Below are 23,425 nucleotides of genomic sequence, written 5' to 3' on the forward strand. Positions count from 1 at the left end.
GTGCTGCGTCCGCCTTTGCCGCGCTTCGGCCCGGTCCTACCCTGCCACCCATGCCCGGCCATGCCGCCCTGATCGACCCCGATGGCCTGACCCTTCCCTGGGCCGGGGAGGTGCAAGCCTATGGCCTGATCGATCTCGACCGGGCGCCGCGCACCGATGTGCCGTTGCACCTGCCACCCTTTCCGCTGCTGGGGATCGGCGATCCGACCCACCCGCTCGCGCTGCGGCTGGACGCGCTGGTCGAACTGCCGGTCTCGCTCAATGCGATCACGCAGCAGATCGCGGCTCAGCCGGAAGCGGCGCGGGTGCTGGTGCAATTGCTGCGGCTGATCGACGGGCTGGACCCGGCCCAGGCGCTGGTCGCGGAATCGCTCGCTTATGGTCTGCTTCAGGGCAGCGCCGGCCATGCCCGCTGGCTGGCCGCGCAAATGCCCGCGCCGATGCAGTCGCCCGGCATCATCCGGGTTGATCGGGACGGTGACCGGCTGTCGATCCTGATCGATCGGCCAGATGCCCATAATGCCATCGACCGCGATCTGCGCGACGGGCTGCGCGCGGCGTTCGGCATTGCCGCGTTCGATCCTGACATCACCCATGTCAGCCTGCGCGGCGCGGGCCGCAGCTTCTGCACCGGCGCGGACCTCAGCGAATTTGGCACCACGCGCGATCCGGCGACCGCGCATGACATAAGGATGCAGACATTGCCGGCCCATGCGCTGCTGGGATGCGCCGATCGGCTGTCGGTCCATGTGCAGGGTGGCTGTGTCGGCTCTGGCCTGGAAATGGCGGCCTTTGCCGGGCACATCACAGCCAGCGCCGACGCCTGGTTCCATCTGCCCGAACTGGCGATGGGGATCATTCCTGGCGCAGGCGGCTGCGTCTCGCTCAGCCGCCGGATCGGGCGTCAACGCGCGGCGCTGATGATCCTGTCGGGCAAGCGGATCAACGCCCGCACGGCCCTAGGCTGGGGTCTGGTCGACACGATCATGGACGACTGATCCGCCGATCCACGTCATCGCGACATCCTCCGCCCGCAGGCGGTCCCGTGCCTGCGCCCAGGGACGATCCAGCAGACACAGATCGGCCGGCGCGCCGACGACCATGCTGCGTTGCCGGCGCAGGTCCAGCGGATCGGCGAGATAGAGGGCGAGCGTCGCTTCGGGCGTCAGCGCCTCATCCTGCCCGATCACCGCGCCGCTCTCCGTCCTGCGCGCCACCGCCGCGCGCATCGCCGCCCAGGGATCGGCGACGCCATAGGGGGCGTCGCTGCCCGCCGCCAGCACCAGCCCGGCGCGGGCGAAGGCACCCAGCCGATAGAGCAAGGGCCGCTCGCGCGGTTCGACATCGCGCAGATACTGATCGCCACGCTCGGCGATGAAATGCGGCTGGCTCACCACCTGCACGCCCAATTCGACCATCTGCTCCAGCAGCACATCGGGGGTGACGCCGGCATGCTCGATCCGGTCGCCCTGCCGCGCGCCGGCCTGTGCCAGCGCGGCGAGGGTGAAGACCAGTTCGGTCTCGGTCGTGCAATGGCTGGCGATCGCCCGGCCCTGCTCATGCGCGGCGCGCAGGAAAGCGACGCACTGGTCGAAGTCGGGCAGGGCATTTTCATGCAGATGTAGCTTGGCCGGGCCGATCGCGATGCCGGGCGGCGGCGGTGTGTCACCCAGCGTCAGCGTGCCGGCGGCAACCAGATGCTGGGGCAGGCGACCGGCCCTTCGCTCGGCGGCGAACCAGGCAAGGCTCGCACCGTCATTGCCGGGCGACATGTCGGTAACGCCGGTGACGCCATGGCGCGCCAGTTCGGCCCCCACCGCGTCCAGCGCCGGCGGCGTGCCGCCCAGCACCCGGCGCAGCCAGCCATCCTCGTCGAACAGCCGTCCGGTCCAGCGCCCGTCGATCCGCTCCAGCCCCGGCGGCGGCGCGCCCAGCGCCAGCAGCAGATCCAATGCCCGGCTGTTGAGCAGCCACATGCGCCCCGACCGATGCTGGATGCGCACCGGCCGTTCCGCCTGCCATCGGTCGATCGTCCGCGCGTCGGGCAGTCCGGCGACGCTTTCATGATAGCCGATGCCGCGCAGCCAGCCCTCGCCCGGCTGTGCCAGCGCGGCGGCCAGATCGGCTTCGCTGGTCACGGTCGGCGGCCCGCAGGGCAGCGAGGCGCGGGCGACGGCATAGGCCGCAAGATGGATATGATGGTCGTGCAGGCCGGGCAGCAGGGCGCCGCCGCCCGCATCCATCACCGCTTCGCCGGGCAGAGGGGCCAGCGTGCCGATCGCCGCGATCCGCCCGTCGGCGATGCGCAGGTCGGCCCGGCCCATGCTCCATAGTTCGGCGTCGCGGATCAGCATAGCCAGGCCCCATTATCCTGTCCCAGCGCCGCGACCGGCCCCGTGGTTCGCGATGGAAGAGCGGGGAAGGCAAGGCCCTCGGCCTCGGCCCAGCGTTGCAGCGTCGCGGTGAAGCCCGCGTCGTCGCGCGCCCGTTCCCAGCCGATCGCCTCGGCCACCACGGCGCTCATCGACAACAGCAGATGCGCGCCCGTGCCGCCATGCCACTGTGCCAGCGCCAGGTGGGCAGCATGGATCCCGGTCAGCGGGTCGGCGCAGGCATCGCCGCCAAAGCCGATCCGCCCGCTCGCCCGCCGCAATGCGGCGCTCAGCCCGCCGGCGACGCTGCAATCATCGCCAAAGCCGATCCAATGGGCGGCGTCGCCCTCCGCGCCATGGCCGGTGATCGTCACCCACACCAGCCCCGGCACCTCGCGCACCAGCGCATCGGCATCGATCCCCAGTTGCGTCAGCGCGCGCGGCCGCGCGGCAGCGATCACCATGTCGGCGCGGCGGATCAGCGCGATCAGCGCCGCCCGATCCTCCGCGTCGCGCAGGTCGATCGCGACATTGGCCTTATGCTGGTTCAGCCGCCCGAACAGCAGCGGATCGCCCGTGCGCATCCGGTCGGGCCGGTTGCGGCTCTCCACCTTGATCACCTGCGCGCCGGCCAGCCCCAGCAGATGCCCGGCCAGCGGCCCGGCCCACAGCGCCGACAGGTCGATCACCAGCGGCAGACGGTCGCGCATCGGCCGGGCACCCCCTGTCATCATCAGGCGGCAGGCCGGGCTGGCCGGCACCTCGTCGATGGCGGCGATCGCGAGGCCCAGTTGCCGCCCCTGTGTCACGATCTCCACCATCCGCGCAGTAGCGAAGCCTGCGACAATATCGCTGTCACTTTCGATGCCGACATCGCCGAACAGAGCCGGCATCAACTCCCGGTCGTCGGCCCGTGCCAGGGTCAGCGCGACCTGTCCGTCGATCGTGTCGTAGAGCCGGCATCCCCCCCCGGCCGAGCGCCGCCCCGGTATGGCAAAGCCGTTCAGCGTCGCCCGTTCGCCCAGCAGTTGCGCGCCGCTCAAACCACCCAGCACCGGCGTTCCCGCCAGCGCCCGGATCGCCTGCAATTGCGCCTCGGCCCAGCCGGCAAGCGGCAGGGCGAGAGCCATGTCAGGCTGCGAACAGCTTCTTGATTTCCCGGCGGAGGAGCTTGCCCATTTCATTATAGGGCAGGCTCTTAGCAAAGAGCACGCGCTCGGGCACTCGCGAAGAACGCAGCCGGGCGCGGATGACCTGCTTCAGTTCCTCGTCGGCCGGCGCCGCATGGCCGTCGCGCACGACCACGATCAGGCCGACCGCCTCGCCCCATTCGGCGGACGGGATGGCGACCGCCGCCGCTTCGGCGATGGCGGGCAGGGCCAGCATCACATCCTCGATCTCGCCGGGCGAGATATTCTCGCCGCCGCGCACGATCACGTCGTCGGCGCGGCCCGACAGGAACAAATAGCCCTCGGCATCGATATAGCCGGCGTCGCGGGTCGGGAACCAGCCATCGGCATCGAGCGCGCTGCGCTCGCGATATTCGCCCGACACCTGGTCGCCGCGGACATAGATTTCGCCCGGCTCGCCGGCTGGCAGGCAGCGGCCATCCTCGTCGCGAATCTCGATCTCGACCGTCGGCAGCGGCCGGCCGACCGACGCCAGCCGAGCACGGGCGGCGGGATCGGTCGCGACATGGGCGGCGCGATGCTCGTCCGGCCCCAGCAGGGCGACCGTCGAACTGGTCTCGGTCAGGCCATAGGCATTGGTGAAGCCGGTATTGGGAAACAGGTCGAGCGCGCGCTGGATCAACTCCAGCGGCATCTTGCCGCCGCCATAGGCGACCGCGCGCAAATTGCTGAGGTCGGGGTGATTGCCCTTGTCGACGGTCTCGATGATGCGCGACAACATGGTCGGCACGACGAAGGCATTGCTCGCCCGCTCGCTTGCCGCCAGGTCCAGCCAGGCGGCCGGATCGAAGGCGGGGAGCAGCAGGATGCGGCGCAGCGCATAGATAGAGCTGAGCAGGGCGGCGATGCCGGCGATATGATAGGGCGGCACGCTGACCAGCGCGGCATCCTCTTCGGGCGCGGCGCCGAACTCGACCGTGCCCAATATATAGGAGACCAGATTGGCGTGGCGCAGGATCGCCGCCTTGGGCGCGGCGGTCGTGCCGCTGGTGAAGAGCTGGATGGCGACGCCATCGCCTTCGTCCGCCTCGATCGGTGCATCGGCCGCAGCGTCCAGCGCGGCGGTAACGAAATCGGCCCGCGCCAGCACCTTGTTGTCGGCCGTGGGGCAGAGCCGTTCGACCCGTGCGACATCGCCGACGATCAGCGCCGGGGTGATCCGCGTCAGCAGCGCGGCGAGGTCCGCGTCGGCCAGCCGATAGTTGAGCGGCACATAGGGCACGCCGGCAATCGCCGCGCCGAACAGCGCCATCGCCGCCGCCTCGCTGCTTTCGTCGAGCAGCGCGACATGGCTGCAGCCACTGTCCCGGATCAGCGCGGCGGCGCCGCGCGCGCCAGCCAGCAGCCGGGCATAGCTCCAGCGCTGGCCGTCACAGACCAGGCCGATGCGGTCGGGCGCGGCATCAGCCGCCATTTCGAGGAACAGGGCGATGTTCATGGGATGGGCGTCAGTCCGAAGCGGGCAGGGGCTTGGCGTCCTTGGGGCTCAGGGCCACGCCGTCGACCGACAGCGAGCCCTTGCCCGGCTTGACGCACAGCAATTCGAAATTGCCGGCCGGATCGACATAGCGTTTGCCCATCAGCGTGCCGGCGCTGAAATCGGCGGCGGGCGTGCCAACCGCTTCCGGCTTGGCTTCGCCCATGGCGCTGCCGCCGCATTCGATCGTGCCAGTGCCGCTGCGGATCACCATCACTTCGGTGTCGCACACCGCGCTTTTCAGTTTCGTACCCGGTTTCATATCATTCCTGCCTTCCAGCCCCCCGACGTCGCCCCTTCAGGCGATAGCGCCGCTGGCCTTCCATTGTTCAATCTGGTCCCACTCGACGCCTAGTTCCATCAGCACCAGTTCGGTATGTTCCGATGCCTGGGGCGACCGCGTGGTCTGCACCGGCTGGCCGTCAAACTGCACCGGGCCGCGCACCAGCCGCAGCGGCGCGCCGCCATCGGCGCCCTCGACCTCGATGATCATGTCGTTGGCGATCGCCTGCTCGTCGGTCAGCAGATCCTTGAAGCTCTGGATCGGCGCCCATTGGCCCTTCATCGTCTTCAAATGCTCGCGCCAATAGGCGAAGGGCTTCTGACCGAAGGCCTTGACCAATATGTCGCTCGCCGCGCCGGCATTCTCGATCAGCGCCAGCACATCCTTGAAGCGCGGATCGTCCGCCGCCTCGGGCACGCCGACATGGGCGAAGGTGTCGGCGATCAGGCCGGTGGGGCTGACCATGCACAGGTTGATCGTGCCGCCGTCCGAGGTGCGGAAATTGCCCATGAAGGGGTTGCGCAGCGACCCGCCGGACGACGGCATGCCGTTGCGGGTCAGGATGTCGGTCTCCATCACCTGCGCGATCAGCGCGCCCGATGCCCACCAGGCGCTGGACAGCAGCGAGACGTCCAGCTCGACCGCCTCGCCGGTCTTTTCACGATGGAACAGCGCGCCGGAAATGCCGCCGGCGATGAACATGCCGCCGATGGAATCGCCAAAGGCGGGAATGCCCTGGGTCAGCGGGCCGGGCAGTTCCTCGGGCGTCATCGCATGGGCGACGCCGCTGCGCGACCAGAAGCAGGTGCCGTCGAAGCCGCCGACCTCGCGCTCCGGCCCCTTGTTGCCCAGCGCACTGCCACGGGCATAGATGATATTCGGATTGACTGCGCGGATATGCTCGACGTCGAACTTGTTCTTCTGCCGCACCTGGGGAAGATAGTTGGTCAGGAATACGTCGGCGCTCTTGGCCAGCTCATAGAGTACGGCCTGGCCTTCCTCCGTCGACAGGTCGATGCCGACGCTGCGCTTGCCGCGATTGGGATGCTCGAACAAGGTGTGGCGCAGCGGATCGAGCTGGACCCCGCCCATGTTCAGGAACCCGCGCTGCGTGTCACCGCGCACCGGATGCTCGATCTTGATGACGTCCGCGCCCCAGTCGGCCAGGATCGCGCCGGCAGCCGGCACATAGGTGAACTGCGCCACTTCCAGAACGCGCACCCCCTTCATCACCTGGGTCATAAAATCAGCCATCCCCTCATTCGCCGCATGATGCGACCTGTTGGAGAAAGGGTAGAAGCTGCGCCGGTCGCCGCAAGTCCGGCGGGCCTGCTATCGCTATCGCGATGCGCCCCGGCCCCCTAGCGCCGCAGCGATATTGCCGGCGTCGGCGGGGTCATGGGTTGAGCCGCCTTGTTGCTGTGCCATAGCCGGTCCGAAAACAGATGTGGGAGACATGCCATGAAACTCGACTCTTCCCTGTCCGCCGTGGTGACCGGCGGTGCGTCGGGCCTGGGGCTGGCGACGGTGCGGGCGCTGCGCGAAGCCGGCGTGAAGGTCGCGATCTTCGATATCAACGAGGATAGCGGCCAGGCGATCGCGGCGGAGGTCGGGGCCACCTTCTGCAAGGTCGACATCATGTCGGAAGACAGCGTGCTCGCGGGTTTCGACGCGGCGCGGGCGGCGCAGGGGCAGGAACGCATCCTGGTCCATTGCGCGGTCGTGTCGAAGGGCGGCAAGACCGTGTCTAAGGACAAGGAGACCGGCGGCTTCAAGCGCATGTCGACGCAGGATTATGCGATTTCGGCCGAAGGCGTGCTGGTCGCCAGCTATCGCATGGCCTCGATCGCGGCGCTCGGCATGGCCGGGTTGGACCCGCTGGAGGATGGCGAGCGGGGCAGCATCCTGCTCACCTCCAGTGCTGCGGCGCAGGATGGGCAGGTCGGCCAGGTCGCCTATGGTTCGCTCAAGGCCGGGGTCAACGGCATGGTGCTACCCATGGCGCGTGACCTGATGGAGTTGGGGATTCGCGTCAATGCGATCATGCCGGGCATCTTTGCGACGCCACCGATGCTGCGCTTCAAGGATATGAACCCGGCCATGTACGAAAGCCTGAACAACAGCGTCCCCTTCCCCAAGCGTCTTGGAAAGCCCGAGGAATTTGCCGGGCTGGCGCTGGAGATCACACGCAACAGCTACATCAATGCCCAGCTGTTCCGGATCGACGGCGCGATTCGCTTTCCGCCGCGCTGAATCACCGGGGCTGCGTCCATGGGACGAAGAGGTCGCGTGCCGAATGGACGCGGCCTTTTGTCTGCCCGCTCAAGCCGCTGTTCGCACATGCAAAAATAAATACTAAGCTAGGTTGACATTATCGTCGGCAATAGCTAACCTAGCTTAGTGTTAAGGGGATATAGTTCCTCGACCAGTTTTTAGTTGAAGAGGTTGTGCCATGACTCGTTTCGCCAAGATCGCCCTGTCGCTCTCCCTCGCCGCTGCCGCCCTGCCGCAGGTCGCTGCCGCTGGCGAAGCCGTCCAGATCAGCGCGGCCACTGCCGCCGCCGACTACAAGGGCAAGATGCTCTACACCGCCAGCGGCGATCGTCTGGCCGCCATCTATCGCGTCGCTGCCGATGGCAATGCGCAGATCATCCTCAACGGCAAGATGGTGAACGTGCCGGCGTCGAGCCTGACCGCCGCCGACGGCAAGCTGACCACCAGCCTGTCGAAGAAGGATCTGCTGACCGCGCACTAAGAGATCGCCGGGCGCGGCCTCCCCTGCGCCGGCCGATAGCGAATGGGCCGCCCCATCACAGGGCGGCCCTTTTTTATGTCCGGGAAGGAAGGGCGCCTGGGCGCCGGCGGCCTTCAGGGCTTGACGATATTTTCCGAAATCGTGTCGAGCAGGCTGTTGAGGCGCTTCAAATCCTCGGCCGAGAAGCCGGCGAAGGCGACCTCCTCATTCTCCTGCGCGATGCCGGACAGCTGCATGGTGATCGCCTGGCCGCGCTCGGTCAGGAACACGGCATGGGCGCGCCGATCATCATCCTTCTGCCGCCGTTCCAGCAGGCCGTCGGCACAGAGCCGGTCGATCAGCCGCCCGGCCGATGCCTCGGCCATTTCCAGCAGATTGGCGATATGGCGCTGGGTCGTGCCGGGATAGCGCGCGACCGCCGCGATCACCGTCCATTGCGAGCGGGTGACGCCCAGTCGGACCACGCTCTGGTCGAAATGCGCGCGCAGCTGACGCGCGATGATCGTCAGCTTCATCGTCGCGTTGCGCATCAGCGCCGGCGGGTTGTCGGCGAGTGTCTTGTCCTGCAGGCTTTCCATTGTGCGCGCAGCATAGCGCCATCGCGGCGAAACGAAAGCAGCCTCCTCCTGTTCGGCGCAGCGCGGCGGCCGGACGATCCGATCAGACACGTTCGATGATGATCGCGGGCGCCATGCCCCCGGCCGCGCACATGGTGATCAGGGCATAACGGCCACCGCTGCGCTCCAGCTCGTCGAGCGCGGTGCCGATCAGCACCGCCCCGGTCGCGCCGATCGGGTGGCCGAGCGCGATCGCGCCGCCATTGGGATTGAGCTTGGCGCGGTCGACGCCCAGATCGCGGATGAACTTCTCCGTCACCACGGCGAAGGCTTCATTGACCTCGAACACATCGATGTCGGCCACGGTCAGCCCGGCCTTGGCCAGCACCTTGCGCGCGGCCGGGACCGGGGCGTTCAACATCAGCGTCGGATCGTCGCCGACATTGGCGGTCGCGACGATCCGTGCGCGGGGCTTCAGCTCATGGGCGTCGGCATAGGCTTTAGAGGCCAGCAGGATCGCGGCCGCGCCATCGACCACGCCGGACGAGGTGCCGGCATGATGCAGCGGCTCGATCGCCAGATCGGGATATTTCTGGTTGATGAGCTGGCGGAAGGTCGGTCCATCCTGGCGCGAGGGCATGTCCATGAACGCGGCGAAGGCGGGTTTCAGCCCGGCAAGCTGCTCGGCGGTGGTGTCGGGGCGGGGATATTCCTCATGGTCCAGCACGACACTGCCATCCTCGTCATGCACCGGCACAGTCGACCGGGCGAAGCGGCCTTCCTTGAGCGCGATGCCGGCCCTGCGCTGGCTCTCCGCGCCGAACGCATCCAGATCTTCGCGCGTGATCCCCTCCATGGCGGCGATCGCGTCGGCGGCGACGCCCTGGTTCGACTGGGGGTGTTTTTCCTGCAACCGCATATTGCCGGTGCCAAGGCCGCCAGCGGCCTTCACCCCCGCCTCGCGCAGCGACTGGCCGTACCAGGTGACATAGGACATCATCTCGGTCCCGCCGGCGATCACCAGATCCTCCATGCCGGACATGATCTGCGCGGCGGCCAGGTTGGTGGCGGTGAGGCCGCTGCCGCAGAAGCGATCCAGCGTCACCCCCGAAGCCTTGACGTCATAGCCCGCATCGAGCGCCGCCATCCGGCCAAGGTCGCCGCCCTGCAGCCCCATCTGCGCGCTGGTGCCCCAGATGATGTCGTCGACATCGGCGGTGTCGAGGTTGTTGCGATCCTTGAGCGCCTTCAGCACCGCCACTGCAATATGCTGCGGGTGCATGTGCGACAGCGCGCCCTTGCCCATCTTGCCGATGCTGCGCGGGGTGCGGACGGCATCAATGATATAGGCGTCGGTCAAGCATCTTCTCCCGGTCTCTTTTGCCGCAGGCGCGGCTCTCGCATCCTATCGCATGGAAGCGGGACTGCCCCCAATCGCACAGGCGATTGATCGCGCGCCGATTGGCCTGCGTCGCCCGGCTGGTGCAGGCTGGGCGGGCAGATGATGAGGAGGGAGACGGATGGCGCAAGGCGAAGTCGCGCAGGCGACGGGCGGCAGCTTCGCGCCGCTGCGCGAACCGGTGTTCCGCCGCATCTGGACCGCCAGCCTTCTCTCCAATTTCGGCCAGCTGATCCTGGGCGTCGGCGCGGCTTGGGAAATGACGCGGATGAGCGCGTCGCCCAGCATGGTCGCGCTGGTCCAGACCGCGATGATGCTGCCGCTGATGCTGGTGACATTGCCCGCCGGGGCCTTTGCCGACATGTTCGACCGGCGGCGGATCGCGATGAGCGGCCTCGCTTTCTCCATGGCCTGCGCCGCGCTGCTGACTTTCCTGGCCTGGACGGGGCATAGTTCGCCCTGGATGCTGCTCGCCTTCTGTTCGCTGATCGGTGCGGGCGTGGCGCTCTATTCGCCGGCCTGGCAGGCGTCGATCAGCGAACAGGTCGGGCCGCGCCTGCTGCCCGCCGCCGTCGCGCTGGGCACGATCAGCTATAATGTCGCGCGCAGCTTCGGCCCGGCGCTGGGCGGCATCATCGTGCTGGCCGCCGGCGCCCATGCCGCCTTCGCGATCAACGCCATCTGCTATCTGCCGCTGTTTCTCGCCTTCTTCGCCTGGCAGCGGCGTCATGTCCCTGCGCGCCTGCCGCCCGAACAATTCCACCGGGCGATGGTGTCGGGCATGCGCTATGCGCTGCATGCCGGGGCGATCCGCACGGTGCTGCTGCGTGCCTTCCTGTTCGGGCTGGCCGGGGCGTCGGCGTCCGCGCTCGCGCCATTGGTGGCGAAGGATCTGCTGGGCGGCGATGCCAGCATCTATGGCCTGTTGCTGGGCGCCAGCGGGGTGGGGGCCGTGCTGGGGGCGCTGCTGGTCGGGCCATGCCGCGATCGCTTCGGAACGCAGCGGACGACCGCCGTGCTGGCGCTGGTCAGCGGCCTCGCGCTGGCGCTGGTCGGGGCCAGCCGGCATGTGCCGCTCACCTGCCTGGCGTTGCTGGTCGCGGGCGGCGCCAATATCCTGACCATCGCCTTGTTCAACGTCTCGGTGCAGCTGTCGGCGCCCCGCTGGGTGACGGCGCGGGCCTTGTCGCTCTTCTCCTCGGCACTGACCGGCGGCATCGCGATCGGCGCGCTGCTCTGGGGGCTGGTGGCGCAAAGCTGGTCGGTCGACATCGCCCTCTATGGATCGGGGCTGGCATTGGCCATATTGCCGTTGCTGGGCTGGCTGCTGCCACTGCCGGAGACCAGCGAGGCGGATGTCGAACCCTTCATCATTGCGGGCGAACCGGAAGTCGGCATGGCGCTCACCCGTCGTTCCGGCCCGGTCATCATCGAGATCGATTATGATGTCGATCCCGACCAGGCGCGCGATTTCTGTGCGGCGATGGTGGAGGTGCAGCGCACCCGGATGCGCAATGGCGGCTTCAACTGGTCGATCGCGCGCGACATCGCCAATCCCGCGCTGTGGACCGAGCGCTATCAATGCCCGACCTGGGGCGACTATCTGCACATGCGCGATCGTTTCACCCAGGCCGACAAGCTGGCGCAGCAGGTGGCGCGCGCCTTCGACCGCAAGGCCGGCGAAGTGCGGGTGCGGCGGCGGCTGGAGCGGCCATTCGGATCGGTCCGCTGGCGCGCGGACTCGCCCGATCCGCGACAGGATACGATCGGATATCTTGGCCCCTGAACGGTGCGCGGCAACGCCGAGGCGATGAGTCAGCCGCCGGCCGCTTATCTGCGCGCGAGACCGCGGTTCTCGGCCTTATCATGCCGCCCATAGGGAAGGCCGGACCACCGGCACCGATCATGGGAGGCAAGGATGATCCATCGGAAGGCGCTTATTCGTTCGTCGGGCATTGGCGCGGCCATGCTGCTGGCCACCGTGTCGCACCTGGCTGTCGCACAGGAGGCGGCGCCGCCGCCAGCCCAGAATGATCAGGATCTGATCATCGTCACCGCCCAGCGCCGTGCCGAATTGTCGCGCGACGTGCCGATCAGCATCACCACCGTCACCCAGGATCAACTGACCAGCGCCGGCGCCAGCCAGCTCACCGACATCGCCACCGTCACCCCGGCGCTGCGCTTCGACAGCGCGGCCGCCTTCGTCCAGCCGACCATTCGCGGTGTCGGCACAGCGGTCGCCAGCTCGGGCGGCGGCGCCAATGTCGGCATCTATGTCGACGGCTTCTATTCGCCCAACCCGCTGGCGGCCGATTTCCAGCTGATGAGCCTGAAAAGCGTGCAGGTGCTGAAAGGACCGCAGGGCACTTTGTTCGGTCGCAACACCACCGGCGGCGCGATCCTGTTGACCACGGCCGATCCCAGCAGCGACGGCGCGGGCGAGTTCAAGGTCAGCTATGGCCGCTTCAACAGCCTGGCGGTGCAGGGCTATGCCACCTTCGGCGTGGTCCAGGATGTGGCGATGGATGTCGAAGGGCTGTTCCGGCGCGGCAACGGCTTCGTCCACAATATCATCACCGGCAGCGACCGGGACGGGCGCTACAGCAACTGGTCGGTGCGCACCGGGATCAAGGCGGACCTGAGCGATTCCGTGTCGCTGCTGCTGCGTTATACCCATAGCGACACCGACGATCCGACCCTGCTCAACACCAATATCTATGTCGGCGACGATATTGGCGGCGCGGGCACCAACCTGCCGCCCAGCCTCTACGCCACCAAACATGATGAAGTGGCGACCGGCGGCCCGACCGAATTCCTGTCGAACAATGATGTGATCCAGGGGACGCTGAAGGCGGACCTGGGCTTTGCCGACCTCACCTCCTACACCCAGTATCGCGACGAAAATTCGCTGATCGTCGAGGATCTGGACAGCACGGCGGCGAACATCTTCCTGCTGCACATTCCGGTACGCAGCCAGACCGTATCGCAGGAATTGCTGCTGACCTCGAAGCCGGGCGGGCCGCTGCAATGGACCGCCGGCCTCTTCTACTTCAACAACAAGGACCGATGGGGCACGCGCGTCGGCACGCCGACCGCCGGCGATCCGCTCGCCAGCATTGCGCTGGGCGGTTCGGGCACCAACAGCAAATCCTATGCGGCCTTTGCCGACCTTACCTATGCCTTCACGCCCGACCTGTTCCTGACGGTGGGCGGGCGCTACAGCCATGACAGGATCGGCGACGCCTATTATATCATCCCCTTCTCCGGCGTGCGCACCTATGTGCCCGACCTCAAGGGCAACAAGTTCACGCCGCGCGCGGTGCTGCGCTACAAGCCCAGCGAGGAATCGAGCGTCTATGCCTCCTATAGCAAGGGCTATAAGTCGGGCATTCTCGACGTCGGCGGCAATACCGGCAACAAGGTCGCGCCGGAGGATATCGACGCCTTTGAGGCCGGCTTCAAATATGATGACCGGCGCCTGTCGGTCGATCTGTCGGCCTATTATTATGATTACAAGAATCTGCAGGTGTCGCTCTATCGCGGCAACCCGCCCTCGGCCCAGATCATCAACGCCGCCTCGTCGGAAATCTATGGTCTGGAAGGCCAGCTCTCCTACCGGCTGACCGACCGGTTCCAGTTCAATGTCGGCGCCGCCTATACCCATGCGCGCTACACCAATTTCGAGGATGCGCCGATCTATACGCGCTGCACGCTCGCCAGTTGCGCGGCGCAGGGGATCAGCTTCGTCGTCGTGCCGACCCAGCTCAACGACGTGCATATGCAGCGCACGCCCGACTTCACCGGCAATGTCGGGGCGCGCTACACGCTCGATCTGGCGGGCGGGTCGCTCGCCCTGTCGGGCAATCTCTATTACACCTCGAAATTCTATTTCGGCCCGTCCGGCACCCAGTTCGCGCAGAAGGGCTATGAGGTGCTGGCGCTGCGCGCGGAATGGACCGACGCCAGCGACCGTTTCTCGCTGGCCGTCTTCGGCGACAATGTCACCGACAGCCGCTACCGCACCCAGGTGCTCAGCAATAATTTCGGCATCGGCAATGTCTGGAGTGCGCCCGCGACCTGGGGCGTCCAGGCCGGCGTCAAATTCTGATCGGCGCGGCAAGGGAGAGGATGGCGATGGGCAAACACTATCGGGTGATCCAGTGGGCCACCGGCAATATCGGCGGCCGCGCCCTGCGCGCGGTGATCGAGCATCCGGGGCTGGACCTGGCCGGTCTGTGGGTCAGTTCGGCGGCCAAGGCGGGGCAGGATGCCGGTGTGCTCGCCGGCACCGCGCCGCAGGGCATCGTTGCGACCAGCGATGTTGACGCACTGGTCGCAACCCCGGCCGATTGCGTCCTCTATATGCGGCAGGGGACCGACATCGACGAACTGTGCCGGCTGCTGGCATCGGGCAAGAATGTCGTCACCACGCGCGGCGATTTCCACCATCCCGCCTCGATGGACCCGGATGTCCGCGCCCGGATCGAGGCGGCCTGCCAGGCCGGCAACAGCGCGATCTACAGCACCGGTTCCAGCCCCGGTTTCGTGACCGAGGCGCTGACCATTCCCTTGCTCTCGCTCTCGCGCCGGCATGACTGCCTGACGATCGACGAGTTCGCCGACATGGAAAGCCGGGATTCACCCGACCTCTTGTTCAACATCATGGGCTATGGGGTCGCGCCGACCGCGTTCGACCAGCGCAAGGTCGATTATGTGAAGCATGATTTTGCGGGGTCACTCGCCCAGTTGGCCGACGCCGCCGGCATCGTGGTCGACCGGTGGGAGGCATTCGGCGAAATGGCGGCGGCGACCCGCGATGTGACGATCGCGGCCGGCACGATCGCCGCCGGCACCGTCGGCGCCCAGCGCATCACCATATCGGGGATGCGGGGCGACAAGGCCGTGCTGCGCTTCCGCGCCAACTGGTATTGCACCCGCGACATAGACCGGCCCGACTGGGAATTGCGCGAGTCCGGCTGGCGTATCCAGGTGCAGGGCGACACCCCACTCGACGTCAACATCAGCTTCCCGGTGGCGCCGGAAGATTATGCCGCCTTCACGCCGGGCCTGACCGCCCACCGCGCGGTGAATGCCATAGCGGCCGTATGCGATGCGCCGCCGGGCATCCGCACCACCGCCGACCTGCCGCAGATCATCGCGCAACTGGGATGAGCATGGACAGGATCGATTTCACCGGCCGCACCATCCTCATTACCGGGGCGGGCGGGGGCCTGGGCCGTGCCTATGCGCTGGACATCGCCGCGCGGGGCGGCGCGGTCATCGTCAATGATCTGGGCGGATCGGTGACGGGGGAGGGGGCGTCCGCGACCATGGCCGACGCCGTCGCGGCAGAAATTGTTGCGGCGGGCGGCATCGCGATCGCCAATGGCGATGATGTGTCGTCGCCCGACGGCGCACAGGCGATGATCGACCTCGCCATCGCCCGCTTCGGCCGGATCGACGCGGTGATCGCCAATGCCGGCAATATGCGCTTTGCGCCGGTCGAGGATCTGACGGCGGCCGATCTCGATGTGCTGCTCGCCGTCCATGTGCGCGGTTCCTTCAATGTCGCGCGCGCTGCCTGGCCGCATATGCGGGCGCAGGGCGGGGGTCGGCTGGTGCTCACCACATCGGGCGGCGGCATGCTGGGGATGGGCCAGCTGTCCGCCTATGGCGCGGCGAAGGGCGGCGTCATGGGGCTGATGCATAATCTGGCGGAGGAAGGGCGCCCCTATGGCATCCTCTGCAATGCGGTCATGCCCAATGCCGCCAGCCGCATGTCGGCGGGCATGAGCGAGGGGACACTCGGCCATAATCCCTGGGGCCGGGCACTCGGTCCCAGCTTCGATCCGCGTTTCACGGCCGGCCTCGTCGCGTATCTGGCGCATGAGCGCTGCACTTCGACTCACAGCATCTATTCCGCGCTCGGCGGCCGGATCGCGCGGGTTTTCGTTGGCGCGACCACGGGTTGGGACCATGGGCTGGACGCGCCGCCGACCGCAGAGGATGTCGCCGCCCATATCGACAGGATCCGCGACGATGGCGCCGGCTATGCCATCCCGGCCGATATCTTCGACGAGTTCCGCATCGTGGCCGAGGGGCGGGGCTAGAGCATTCTGAAGTCGGCTGGAACAGCCGACGACTCGCAGAATGCGGCAAACCAAAGGAAATTAGAGCATCCTCCGATCCAACCTACTCGGAGGATGCTCTAGAAGCCCGCCACCATCGCTTCGCTCAGCTGCCACAGTTTCAGCGCCTGCGCATCATCCTGCGCGGCCACCGATGGGGTGAGTTCCGCGCGCTGATGGAAATAGCCGCCGCTGCTGCGTCCCGGTTCCTCCGCGCTGGCGAGCCAGACCAATGTGTCGGCGGCCTGCGCCGGCGTGACCGATCGGTCGAGGATCGATTCCATATAGGCCTGCATCGGCGCGTCGCAGTGGCTGGCGAAATTGCTGGCGACGACGCCGGGATGCATGGCGTGGGCGACGATGCCGTCATCGGCGACGCGGCGGGCCAGTTCGCGGGTGAACAGGATATTGGCGAGCTTGGCATGGCAATAGGCCGCGCCACCGGCGAAATTGTCGGCGAAGCTGAGGTCGTCCCACTGGATGCCCGGGCTCTGTTCATGCCCGGTCGAGGACACGGCGATGACGCGCACCGCGCCCGGCCCCCGCTTACGGGCAGCAGCCCGCAGATTGGGCAGCAACTTCTGCGTCAGCAGGAAGGGGGCGAGATGGTTGGAGGCAAAGGTCGCCTCGAACCCTTCGGGCGTGATCGTCCGTTCCGCCACCACGCCGCCGGCATTATTGAGCAGCGCGTCGATTTCCGGCGCAAGCGTCGCGATCTCCCGCGCGACCCGCGCGGTATCGGCCATGGACGATAGGTCGGCGCGCAGCATCGTGAAATCGCCGCCGGCATCGGCCCTCAGATCGGCCTCCGCCGCGGCACAGCGTGCGGCATCACGCCCCACGCCGATCACGCGCCAGCCCTGTTGCAGCAGGGCGCGGGCGGCTTCCTTGCCGACGCCGGCGCTAGCGCCGGTGACGATCGCGGTGCGTTGGGTGTCGCTCATGCGTAAACGGGCTCCATAGTGGGGGGACGGCGCCCCAGGGTCAGGAACAGGGCGGCACCAGCCAGGGTGACGCAGGCGCTCAGCGCCAGGAACGGCGCATAGCTGCCCCAGATGCTCAGGGTCAGGCTGAGCGTCAGCGAACCCAGCGCCGCGCCGCCCGCGATCGCTGCGCCGACGAAACCCATGACCAGGCTGAACACGCCCAGGCCAAAGCGGCGCGAGACCAGATAGGCGGCGATGTCGCCCTCCGCGCCCTGTGCCAGCCCCATCATCGCGACCGAGAGGGCAAGGACGATGGTTGCGTCCAGTGGCGAGGCCATCAGCGCCATGCCGATCGCCGGCATCGCCAGCGCCAGCGCGGCGACATGGTGCGGCGGCATCCGGTCGAGCGACAGGCCGCAGGCGAATCGGCCGAGCAGCACGCCGATCGCATAGATGGAAATCAGCCAGGTCGCGGTCTGCGACGCGGCGCCGCTATCCATCAGCACCAGCTTCATCTGGGCCGAGGCGAGTCCCTGCGGGAAATTGACCAGCACCATGCCGACGATCAGCACCCAGAAGGCGGGATTGCGAAAGATGACGCGGCTGCCGACCGGTGCGGGCGTCCCTGCCTCCTCGACCTCCTCATGGGGATGTACGCCGATGTGCGCCGGGGTCAGCAGCACCGCGATCAGGCCGAAAACCAGGGTAACGCCGCCCATCAGCAGATAGCCGTTGCGCCAGCCCTGGCTCTCGATGAAGCCACCGAGCAGCGGGGCGATCACCGCGCCGACCAGCGGCGGACCGGTCATCACGATCGAGAAGGCAAGGCCGCGTGCCCGCTCGAACCGTTCGGCGACGATGCGGGTATAGACCGGCGATGTGGTGAGCGTGCCAAGGATGATCTGCAGCACGGCGACGGCGAAGAAGGCGCGGATGCTGCCCGGCTGGAAGGCGAAGCCCAGATAGGCGATCGGCCCCGCCAGCACGCCGACGGCGGATACCGCGCGCACACCGAAGCGGTCGGTCAGCCGCCCGGTGATCGGCTGCATGATCAGCATCAGCAGGCCGAAACTGCCGAGCAGCGCGAATTGGGATTTCTCCCAGCCGAACTCGCCGATCATCTTCGGCGCGAACAGGCTCATCGTATAGGCGGACAGGCCGATGCCGAAGCCCAGTCCCATCGTCGCGGCGAGCAGGGGGCGCCAATGCGTCCGCAACTCGCCCCAATAGGCCGATCCCATATCCCTCTCCTCATCTGGTGCCGGCCCCCTCTTGCGGGTGGTCCGGGCTGCTAGTCCGATCTGGTCCTTATGCCGTTCAGGAACAGGCGCACGGCAGCCCGCACCCAGTCGTCCACCTCGGCGGCGCTCATCGGCTGGAGCGATCCCACCAGCCGGATTGGCCCGCCCAGCACCATCGTCATGAACAGGCTGGCTGCCATGTCCGGCCGGTCCACGCAAATCGCCCCGGCGCTATCGTGGCGGCGCAGCAACTCGGCCAGATGGTCATGCACCGGCTGGGCGCCCTGGCTGTAGGACAGCATCAAGAGGTCGGGGAAGCGATAGGATTCGGTGGTGATGACCCGCCGCAGCCGGACACCTTCGGGCGTAGACAGGTCGGCGATGCGCAGCCGGGCGATATCGACCAGTGTGGTTTCCAGATCGTCGCCAGCGATTGCCTCCAGCGCGGCGCGTGGCGTGGCGGTGCGGGCGATCGCCCGGCCGACCGCCGCCATGAACAGCGCCGCCTTGTCGGGATAGCGGGCATAGATGGTGCGCTTGGTCATGCCGACGGCGGCGGCCACCGCCTCCATCGTCGTCAGCTCGAACCCCTTGTCGAGGAACATGTCGAGCGCGGCGTCGAGCATTTCGGCCTGGCGTGCCTGCGCCTGCGCGCGGGTCGGGCGCCCGGCGGCGGGGCGGGGATCTGAAATCGGAGTGTCCATGACCAGCATCATTATGGCCCTTGCCGCCTTTTGCGAATCATGCATAATGATACGAACCAGGTGTCATTAATGTACCGGAGCCACAAGGGCAAGGAGCAGGATATGGGCGCGCAGGCCGATCGCCTCACCGGACTCGTCAGTTCGGATTATCGATTCAACATTCCCCATGCCGAATTGCGCGACGCGCAGATCGCGGCGCTGAACGAACGGTTTCAGGAAAAGAAGGATGGCATCCGCCTGCTGGGCCACCGCGCACGGGAGGCAGGGATCAGCGAGGTGACCTCGCTCGGCGACGCGGTGAAGCTGCTGTTCCCGCATACGGCGTATAAGAGCTATCCCGAAAACTGGCTGATGCAGCAGCGCTGGGACAAGCTGACCCAGTGGCTCAACACCATTTCCGCCCATCCCGTGACCGACATCGATCTGGACGGCATCACCGATGTCGACGACTGGATCGCCCGGCTGCAGGCGGCCGGCCATTATGTCTCCTGCTCCAGCGGCACCACCGGCAAGTCGGCGATGCTGATCGCGTCGCAGGCGGACATGGACTGGTCGAAGCTCGACACCGTCAATGTCTTTGCCTGGGGATCGGGCGTGCAGCCGGCGCAGGACCGCCGCATCATGGGGCTGGCCCCGGTCGCCAAGGTGCCCAAGAACGAGATTATCGGCGAAGCCCAGCGCGAGGCCTTTGGCGATCCCGACAAGGCGATGTTCCAATATCCGGTGCCGCCGATCACCGTCGGGTCGCTGACCCGCATGGTCGTGCTGCGCAAGGCGATGGCGGACGGCAGCGCGCTGCCCGGAGACATTGCCGAGTTCGAGGAAACGTCGCGCTTCCGGCAGGAGGCGATGGACGCCGCCGTCCATATCGCCGCCGATGCGATGATCGAACATCGCGCCGAAAAGCTCTATATCGCGGGCATGTGGAACGCGCTCTACCATGTCGCCAAGGCGGTGCGGGAGCGCGGCTATAGCGCCAAGGATTTCAACCCGGACAACTGCATCTATATCGGCGGCGGCCTCAAGCGCGCGCAACTGCCGGACGATTATCAGCAGTTCGTGCATGAAACCTTCAACATTCCCGAAGGCCGGCACTTCCAGAATTATTCGATGCAGGAACTCAACAGCGGCATGCCCAAATGCCGCGAGGGCGGGCGTTACCATGTGCCGCCCTGGATCGTGCCGATGGTGCTGGACAAGGATGGCGATGCGTTGATCGCCCATGATCATGATGGCGAGGTCGAGGGGCGGGCCGCCTTCTTCGACCTGTCGCTCGACGGCCGCTGGGGCGGAGTCATCACCGGCGACCGGATATCGGTCGACTACAGCCCCTGTGCCTGTGGCAATAGCGGGCCATCCATTCGCGACAATATTGCCCGCTATGCCGATCTGGACGGCGACGACAAGATCGGCTGCGCGGGCACCGTCGATGCCTATGTGCGAGGTGTGGCATGAGCGTGCTTGAACAGACAGCGCCGGTCGAAACGGCGGCCGAACCGATCCGCGTCGATCATTTCGTGCGTGGCAGACTGGTCGAGGGCGGGGCGGTGCGCCATCGCTCGCGCGACCTGGGCGTCGATTTCGCGACGCCGCAGATCGACCTCAATGCGCTGGTCGCGCCGCGATCCGAACTGCCGCCGCTGCTCGACGTGCCGGTCAGCGAGATCATCGATTTCCTGGTCGAGGCCGGACAGCGGATGGATTTCGAGACCAATCCCTATCTGCAGGCGGCGCTGGAACATACGGTCAAGGTCAATCCGCTGCCGCGCCGGGTGGTGGAAAATCTGTTCCGCCGGGCCAAGCATTTCCTGACGCCCGAGGGGCTGCGTTGCAGCATCGAATCGAGCTTCCTTGATCCCGCCGCGCTCGACCGCTGGGTGGAGCGCACCGACATGCACGGCAATCGCGGCGCGCTGCGCGCCTTCCCGCCGCGCATGGTGCATATGCTGGCGGGCAATTCGCCCACCGGCTGCATCTCCTCGATCGCGCAGGGCGCGCTGGTAAAGGCGGTCAACGTCTTCAAGATGCCGTCGAGCGACCCCTTCACCTGTGTCGCGATGCTGCGCACCATGGCCGATGTCGATCCCGATCATCCGGTGGTCCGGTCGATGTCGGCGGTCTATTGGCGCGGCGGCGACGAGCGGATCGAAGGGACGCTCTATCGCCCGCAATATTTCGACAAGATCGTCGCCTGGGGCGGCGGCGACGCAATCAAGAATGTCATCAAATATCTGGGGCCGGGCATCCAGATGGTGTCGTTCGATCCCAAGACGTCGATTTCGATGATCGGGCCGGAAGGGTTCGATCCCGCCATCATCGACGATGTCGCCGATGCTGCCGCGACCGACGTCGCGACGATGAATCAGGAAGCCTGTCTCGCCAGCCGCTTCATCTTCGTCGAGGGCGATCGCGCTGGCGTCGAATCCTTCTGCGCCAGGTTGCAGCAGAAGCTCGGCCTAGATCGCGAAACCGCCTCGGCGGTCGCGCATCCGCTGCCGGTCGAGGTGCGCGACGAGATCGAGATGCTGACGCTGATGGGCGACGATACCAAAGTCTGGGGCAAGCCGGACGGCCGGGGCTTGGTCATCCTGACTGACGAGCCGGTCGATTTCCATCCGAGCAACAAGACCGCCAATGTCGTCCATGTCGCCTCGCTCGATGCGGCGGTCCGCTATGTGAATGTCGCGACCCAGACGATCGGCATCTATCCGCCCGAACGCAAACACGCCCTGCGCGACCGCTTGGCCAGCGCCGGGGCGCAGCGCGTGGTGCGGCTGGGCGGCGCGGCCAAGCATGTGATGGGCGGCGCCCATGACGGCATGTTGCCGCTCCAGCGCTTCGTCCACTGGATGAGTGACGAGGACGCCTGATCCTCTCTGGCCGGGCGGGGAAGGGCCATCGCGCAAGCGATCCTTTCCCGCCTGCATTGCCTCGCCGGGCGAACCGGTTTCAAATCCTGCCCGGACAAGACGGCTCCAGCCGCATGATCGTCGCGCGCCACGACCGCGCCGCAACAGGTGAGGACAAGCGCATGGCAGACAGCGACCCGCATTTTGACACGGCTTCCGCCGTCACGCCGCCCGAAGCGCTGCCCTCCATGGCCTATCGCGCCTATTTCCTGCTGCTGATGGTGCTGGTGTCGGCTTCGGTCCAGGGCGAACGCTATCTGATGGTGGTGATGGTGGAGCCGATCCGCCACGAACTGGGCCTGTCCGACGCCGCGATCGGCATGGCCAAGGACATGATCATCGCGATCGTCTATATCCTCGCCATCATCCCGCTGGCGCGGCTGGCCGATGGCTGGTCGAAGCGCAAGATCGTCGCCATCGCCGCCACGGTGTGGAGCGCCGCCGTCATCGTCTGCGGCCTGGCGAAGAGCTTCTGGATATTGCTGATCGGTCGGGCCGGCATCGGCCTTGGCGAAGGCGGCTTCACCCCGCCGTCCCAGGCCTGGATCGCCGATCTTTTCCCGATCCGCCAGCGCGCGACCGCGCTGTCCATCTTCTTGCTGGGCGCCTCGCTCGGCACCTTCCTCGGCCCGGCCGTCGGTGGCTGGGCGGTGCAGGCCTATGGCTGGCGGGAGACGCTGATCTTCGCCTCCATCCCCGGCTTCATCCTGGCGCCGATCGTCTGGTTCACCCTGCGCGACAGCCGATCCGGTCTGGCCGACGGTGCCTCGGCCGAACAGGCGCGGCCCGTGCCCTTCCTGCAGACCGCGCGCGAATTGCTGGCGATCCGCACCCTGCCGCCGCTGATTGCCGCCGCCTCGCTCAATGCGCTGCTGACCATGGGCTTCATCAGCTGGGCGCCGGCCTTCATGGAACGGACCCATGGCATGCCGGCCAGCCAGGCCGGGTTGCAGATGGGCGGCGCGCTCTTCTTCGGCTCGGCGATCGGTCATACGCTGGGCGGACCCCTGGCCGACTATCTCGGCCGCCGCGACATGCGCTGGTATGTCTGGATATTGATGCTGTCGGGTGCCTGCGCCACCGCCATCGGCTGGATGATCCTGACCGGGCCGGGCGATCGCGTCTTCCCGCTCTATGGCCTCAACATGCTGCTGGGCGGCCTCTCCGCCGCGCCGCTGATGGCGGTGGTGGCGGGGCTGGTGCCGTCGCGCTCGCGCGCCACCGCGATCGCCGTGTTGATGGTGTCTATCCAGGTCGTGGGCCTGGGCGGCGGACCGGTGCTGGTCGGTGCGCTCAGCGATGCCCTGCGCCCGGTCTATGGCGAGGATTCGCTCGGCATGGCGATGCGCTGGGCGCTGCTGGTCGGCATCCCCAGCACCGTCCTCGCCTGGTTCGCCAGCCGCAGCTGCCGCAAGGATTTCGCCGCGGCCGGCGGCTGGGACCGCAGCGTTATGCCCGCCGCCATCCACTGACGCGAGGAACGC

The 23,425-nt window shown here is 67.1% G+C and carries 20 protein-coding genes; 10 read left to right on the forward strand and 10 right to left on the reverse strand.

Annotated elements, in window-relative coordinates; genetic code table 11:
• The first annotated feature begins 50 nt into the window (after positions 1 to 50).
• The gene (locus HH800_RS22350) at positions 51 to 998 is read left to right on the forward strand and encodes an enoyl-CoA hydratase/isomerase family protein (protein ID WP_169862478.1); all 948 of its coding nucleotides are present in this window, start codon (positions 51 to 53) and stop codon (positions 996 to 998) included.
• Here the strand turns inward: HH800_RS22350 and HH800_RS22355 are convergent.
• Genes HH800_RS22355 through HH800_RS22375 form a run of 5 tightly spaced genes read right to left on the reverse strand, consistent with a single transcriptional unit; the run spans position 960 to position 6,564 of the window.
• The gene (locus tag HH800_RS22355; RefSeq protein ID WP_169862480.1) at positions 960 to 2,354 is read right to left on the reverse strand and encodes an amidohydrolase family protein; all 1,395 of its coding nucleotides are present in this window, start codon (positions 2,352 to 2,354) and stop codon (positions 960 to 962) included. The two genes, HH800_RS22350 and HH800_RS22355, sit on opposite strands and share 39 nt — an antisense overlap.
• Positions 2,348 to 3,502 carry a CoA transferase gene (locus HH800_RS22360; protein ID WP_169862482.1) on the reverse strand — a complete coding sequence of 385 codons (1,155 nt, stop codon included), beginning with the start codon at positions 3,500 to 3,502 and terminating at the stop codon, positions 2,348 to 2,350. The genes HH800_RS22355 and HH800_RS22360 overlap by 7 nt, the downstream gene beginning before the upstream one ends.
• A gap of 1 nt (position 3,503) precedes the next feature.
• Positions 3,504 to 5,000, reverse strand: coding sequence for a class I adenylate-forming enzyme family protein (locus HH800_RS22365; protein WP_169862484.1), 1,497 nt, complete (start codon positions 4,998 to 5,000; stop codon positions 3,504 to 3,506).
• A 10-nt stretch (positions 5,001 to 5,010) separates the two neighbouring features.
• Complete coding sequence (locus tag HH800_RS22370; RefSeq protein ID WP_169862486.1) at positions 5,011 to 5,301, reverse strand: hypothetical protein; 291 nt, start codon at positions 5,299 to 5,301, stop codon at positions 5,011 to 5,013.
• Positions 5,302 to 5,337: 36 nt separating this feature from the next.
• Positions 5,338 to 6,564: a CaiB/BaiF CoA transferase family protein gene (locus HH800_RS22375; protein WP_037518760.1), complete on the reverse strand. Its 1,227-nt coding sequence runs from the start codon at positions 6,562 to 6,564 to the stop codon at positions 5,338 to 5,340.
• A gap of 219 nt (positions 6,565 to 6,783) precedes the next feature.
• On the opposite strand from HH800_RS22375, the gene HH800_RS22380 reads away from it, so the two are divergent.
• Together HH800_RS22380 and HH800_RS22385 are read left to right on the forward strand one after the other, a co-directional pair.
• Entirely contained in the window at positions 6,784 to 7,575 is a 792-nt protein-coding gene (locus HH800_RS22380; protein ID WP_169862488.1) for an SDR family oxidoreductase, read from the forward strand.
• Positions 7,576 to 7,774: 199 nt separating this feature from the next.
• Positions 7,775 to 8,077, forward strand: coding sequence for a hypothetical protein (locus HH800_RS22385; protein WP_004209466.1), 303 nt, complete (start codon positions 7,775 to 7,777; stop codon positions 8,075 to 8,077).
• A 113-nt stretch (positions 8,078 to 8,190) separates the two neighbouring features.
• Here the strand turns inward: HH800_RS22385 and HH800_RS22390 are convergent, their stop codons facing one another.
• Both HH800_RS22390 and HH800_RS22395 read right to left on the reverse strand, forming a co-directional pair.
• Positions 8,191 to 8,655, reverse strand: a complete 465-nt coding sequence (locus HH800_RS22390; RefSeq protein ID WP_004209468.1) for a MarR family winged helix-turn-helix transcriptional regulator — start codon at positions 8,653 to 8,655, stop codon at positions 8,191 to 8,193.
• Between the two features lie 82 nt (positions 8,656 to 8,737).
• Positions 8,738 to 9,994: an acetyl-CoA C-acetyltransferase gene (locus tag HH800_RS22395; RefSeq protein ID WP_169862490.1), complete on the reverse strand. Its 1,257-nt coding sequence runs from the start codon at positions 9,992 to 9,994 to the stop codon at positions 8,738 to 8,740.
• Positions 9,995 to 10,154: 160 nt separating this feature from the next.
• Between HH800_RS22395 and HH800_RS22400 the strand changes: the two genes are divergently transcribed.
• From HH800_RS22400 to HH800_RS22415, 4 genes are all read left to right on the forward strand, one after another.
• The gene (locus HH800_RS22400; protein ID WP_169862492.1) at positions 10,155 to 11,819 is read left to right on the forward strand and encodes an MFS transporter; all 1,665 of its coding nucleotides are present in this window, start codon (positions 10,155 to 10,157) and stop codon (positions 11,817 to 11,819) included.
• A 132-nt stretch (positions 11,820 to 11,951) separates the two neighbouring features.
• Entirely contained in the window at positions 11,952 to 14,141 is a 2,190-nt protein-coding gene (locus HH800_RS22405) for a TonB-dependent receptor (RefSeq protein ID WP_169862494.1), read from the forward strand.
• Between the two features lie 26 nt (positions 14,142 to 14,167).
• Positions 14,168 to 15,205: a dihydrodipicolinate reductase gene (locus HH800_RS22410; RefSeq protein ID WP_169862495.1), complete on the forward strand. Its 1,038-nt coding sequence runs from the start codon at positions 14,168 to 14,170 to the stop codon at positions 15,203 to 15,205.
• 2 nt (positions 15,206 to 15,207) lie between these two features.
• The gene (locus tag HH800_RS22415; RefSeq protein WP_169862497.1) at positions 15,208 to 16,143 is read left to right on the forward strand and encodes an SDR family NAD(P)-dependent oxidoreductase; all 936 of its coding nucleotides are present in this window, start codon (positions 15,208 to 15,210) and stop codon (positions 16,141 to 16,143) included.
• 98 nt (positions 16,144 to 16,241) lie between these two features.
• Here HH800_RS22415 and HH800_RS22420 read toward each other — a convergent pair whose 3' ends face one another.
• From HH800_RS22420 to HH800_RS22430, 3 genes are read right to left on the reverse strand one after another with little or no spacing between them, the layout of a single operon-like run.
• Positions 16,242 to 17,105, reverse strand: coding sequence for an SDR family NAD(P)-dependent oxidoreductase (locus HH800_RS22420; RefSeq protein WP_169862499.1), 864 nt, complete (start codon positions 17,103 to 17,105; stop codon positions 16,242 to 16,244).
• The gene (locus tag HH800_RS22425; RefSeq protein ID WP_169862501.1) at positions 17,102 to 18,328 is read right to left on the reverse strand and encodes an MFS transporter; all 1,227 of its coding nucleotides are present in this window, start codon (positions 18,326 to 18,328) and stop codon (positions 17,102 to 17,104) included. Before HH800_RS22425 ends, HH800_RS22420 begins: the two co-directional genes overlap by 4 nt.
• A 50-nt stretch (positions 18,329 to 18,378) precedes the next feature.
• Positions 18,379 to 19,032 carry a TetR/AcrR family transcriptional regulator gene (locus HH800_RS22430; protein WP_235681942.1) on the reverse strand — a complete coding sequence of 218 codons (654 nt, stop codon included), beginning with the start codon at positions 19,030 to 19,032 and terminating at the stop codon, positions 18,379 to 18,381.
• A 69-nt stretch (positions 19,033 to 19,101) separates the two neighbouring features.
• Here HH800_RS22430 and HH800_RS22435 point away from each other — a divergent pair, with 69 nt between their 5' ends.
• The 3 genes from HH800_RS22435 to HH800_RS22445 all read left to right on the forward strand — a co-directional run bounded on the left by HH800_RS22435 (position 19,102) and on the right by HH800_RS22445 (position 23,413).
• Positions 19,102 to 20,487, forward strand: coding sequence for a hypothetical protein (locus HH800_RS22435; protein WP_235681943.1), 1,386 nt, complete (start codon positions 19,102 to 19,104; stop codon positions 20,485 to 20,487).
• Positions 20,484 to 21,902 carry an acyl-CoA reductase gene (locus HH800_RS22440; RefSeq protein ID WP_169862505.1) on the forward strand — a complete coding sequence of 473 codons (1,419 nt, stop codon included), beginning with the start codon at positions 20,484 to 20,486 and terminating at the stop codon, positions 21,900 to 21,902. Before HH800_RS22435 ends, HH800_RS22440 begins: the two co-directional genes overlap by 4 nt.
• A gap of 161 nt (positions 21,903 to 22,063) precedes the next feature.
• A complete protein-coding gene (locus tag HH800_RS22445; RefSeq protein WP_235681944.1) occupies positions 22,064 to 23,413 on the forward strand; it encodes an MFS transporter in 1,350 nt (449 codons plus the stop codon).
• Positions 23,414 to 23,425: the final 12 nt, after the last annotated feature.

It is taken from the genome of Sphingobium yanoikuyae (assembly GCF_013001025.1).
GTDB classification, from domain to species: domain Bacteria; phylum Pseudomonadota; class Alphaproteobacteria; order Sphingomonadales; family Sphingomonadaceae; genus Sphingobium; species Sphingobium yanoikuyae_A.

Excerpts from the sequence above, each read along its gene's own strand:
- HH800_RS22350 (WP_169862478.1), top strand. The coding sequence starts at position 51 with ATGCCCGGCCATGCCGCCCTGATCGACCCCGATGGCCTGACCCTTCCC.
- HH800_RS22355 (WP_169862480.1), bottom strand. The coding sequence starts at position 2,354 with ATGCTGATCCGCGACGCCGAACTATGGAGCATGGGCCGGGCCGACCTG.
- HH800_RS22360 (WP_169862482.1), bottom strand. The coding sequence starts at position 3,502 with ATGGCTCTCGCCCTGCCGCTTGCCGGCTGGGCCGAGGCGCAATTGCAG.
- HH800_RS22365 (WP_169862484.1), bottom strand. The coding sequence starts at position 5,000 with ATGAACATCGCCCTGTTCCTCGAAATGGCGGCTGATGCCGCGCCCGAC.
- HH800_RS22370 (WP_169862486.1), bottom strand. The coding sequence starts at position 5,301 with ATGAAACCGGGTACGAAACTGAAAAGCGCGGTGTGCGACACCGAAGTG.
- HH800_RS22375 (WP_037518760.1), bottom strand. The coding sequence starts at position 6,564 with ATGACCCAGGTGATGAAGGGGGTGCGCGTTCTGGAAGTGGCGCAGTTC.
- HH800_RS22380 (WP_169862488.1), top strand. The coding sequence starts at position 6,784 with ATGAAACTCGACTCTTCCCTGTCCGCCGTGGTGACCGGCGGTGCGTCG.
- HH800_RS22385 (WP_004209466.1), top strand. The coding sequence starts at position 7,775 with ATGACTCGTTTCGCCAAGATCGCCCTGTCGCTCTCCCTCGCCGCTGCC.
- HH800_RS22390 (WP_004209468.1), bottom strand. The coding sequence starts at position 8,655 with ATGGAAAGCCTGCAGGACAAGACACTCGCCGACAACCCGCCGGCGCTG.
- HH800_RS22400 (WP_169862492.1), top strand. The coding sequence starts at position 10,155 with ATGGCGCAAGGCGAAGTCGCGCAGGCGACGGGCGGCAGCTTCGCGCCG.
- HH800_RS22405 (WP_169862494.1), top strand. The coding sequence starts at position 11,952 with ATGATCCATCGGAAGGCGCTTATTCGTTCGTCGGGCATTGGCGCGGCC.
- HH800_RS22410 (WP_169862495.1), top strand. The coding sequence starts at position 14,168 with ATGGGCAAACACTATCGGGTGATCCAGTGGGCCACCGGCAATATCGGC.
- HH800_RS22415 (WP_169862497.1), top strand. The coding sequence starts at position 15,208 with ATGGACAGGATCGATTTCACCGGCCGCACCATCCTCATTACCGGGGCG.
- HH800_RS22420 (WP_169862499.1), bottom strand. The coding sequence starts at position 17,105 with ATGAGCGACACCCAACGCACCGCGATCGTCACCGGCGCTAGCGCCGGC.
- HH800_RS22425 (WP_169862501.1), bottom strand. The coding sequence starts at position 18,328 with ATGGGATCGGCCTATTGGGGCGAGTTGCGGACGCATTGGCGCCCCCTG.
- HH800_RS22430 (WP_235681942.1), bottom strand. The coding sequence starts at position 19,032 with ATGGACACTCCGATTTCAGATCCCCGCCCCGCCGCCGGGCGCCCGACC.
- HH800_RS22435 (WP_235681943.1), top strand. The coding sequence starts at position 19,102 with ATGTACCGGAGCCACAAGGGCAAGGAGCAGGATATGGGCGCGCAGGCC.
- HH800_RS22440 (WP_169862505.1), top strand. The coding sequence starts at position 20,484 with ATGAGCGTGCTTGAACAGACAGCGCCGGTCGAAACGGCGGCCGAACCG.
- HH800_RS22445 (WP_235681944.1), top strand. The coding sequence starts at position 22,064 with ATGGCAGACAGCGACCCGCATTTTGACACGGCTTCCGCCGTCACGCCG.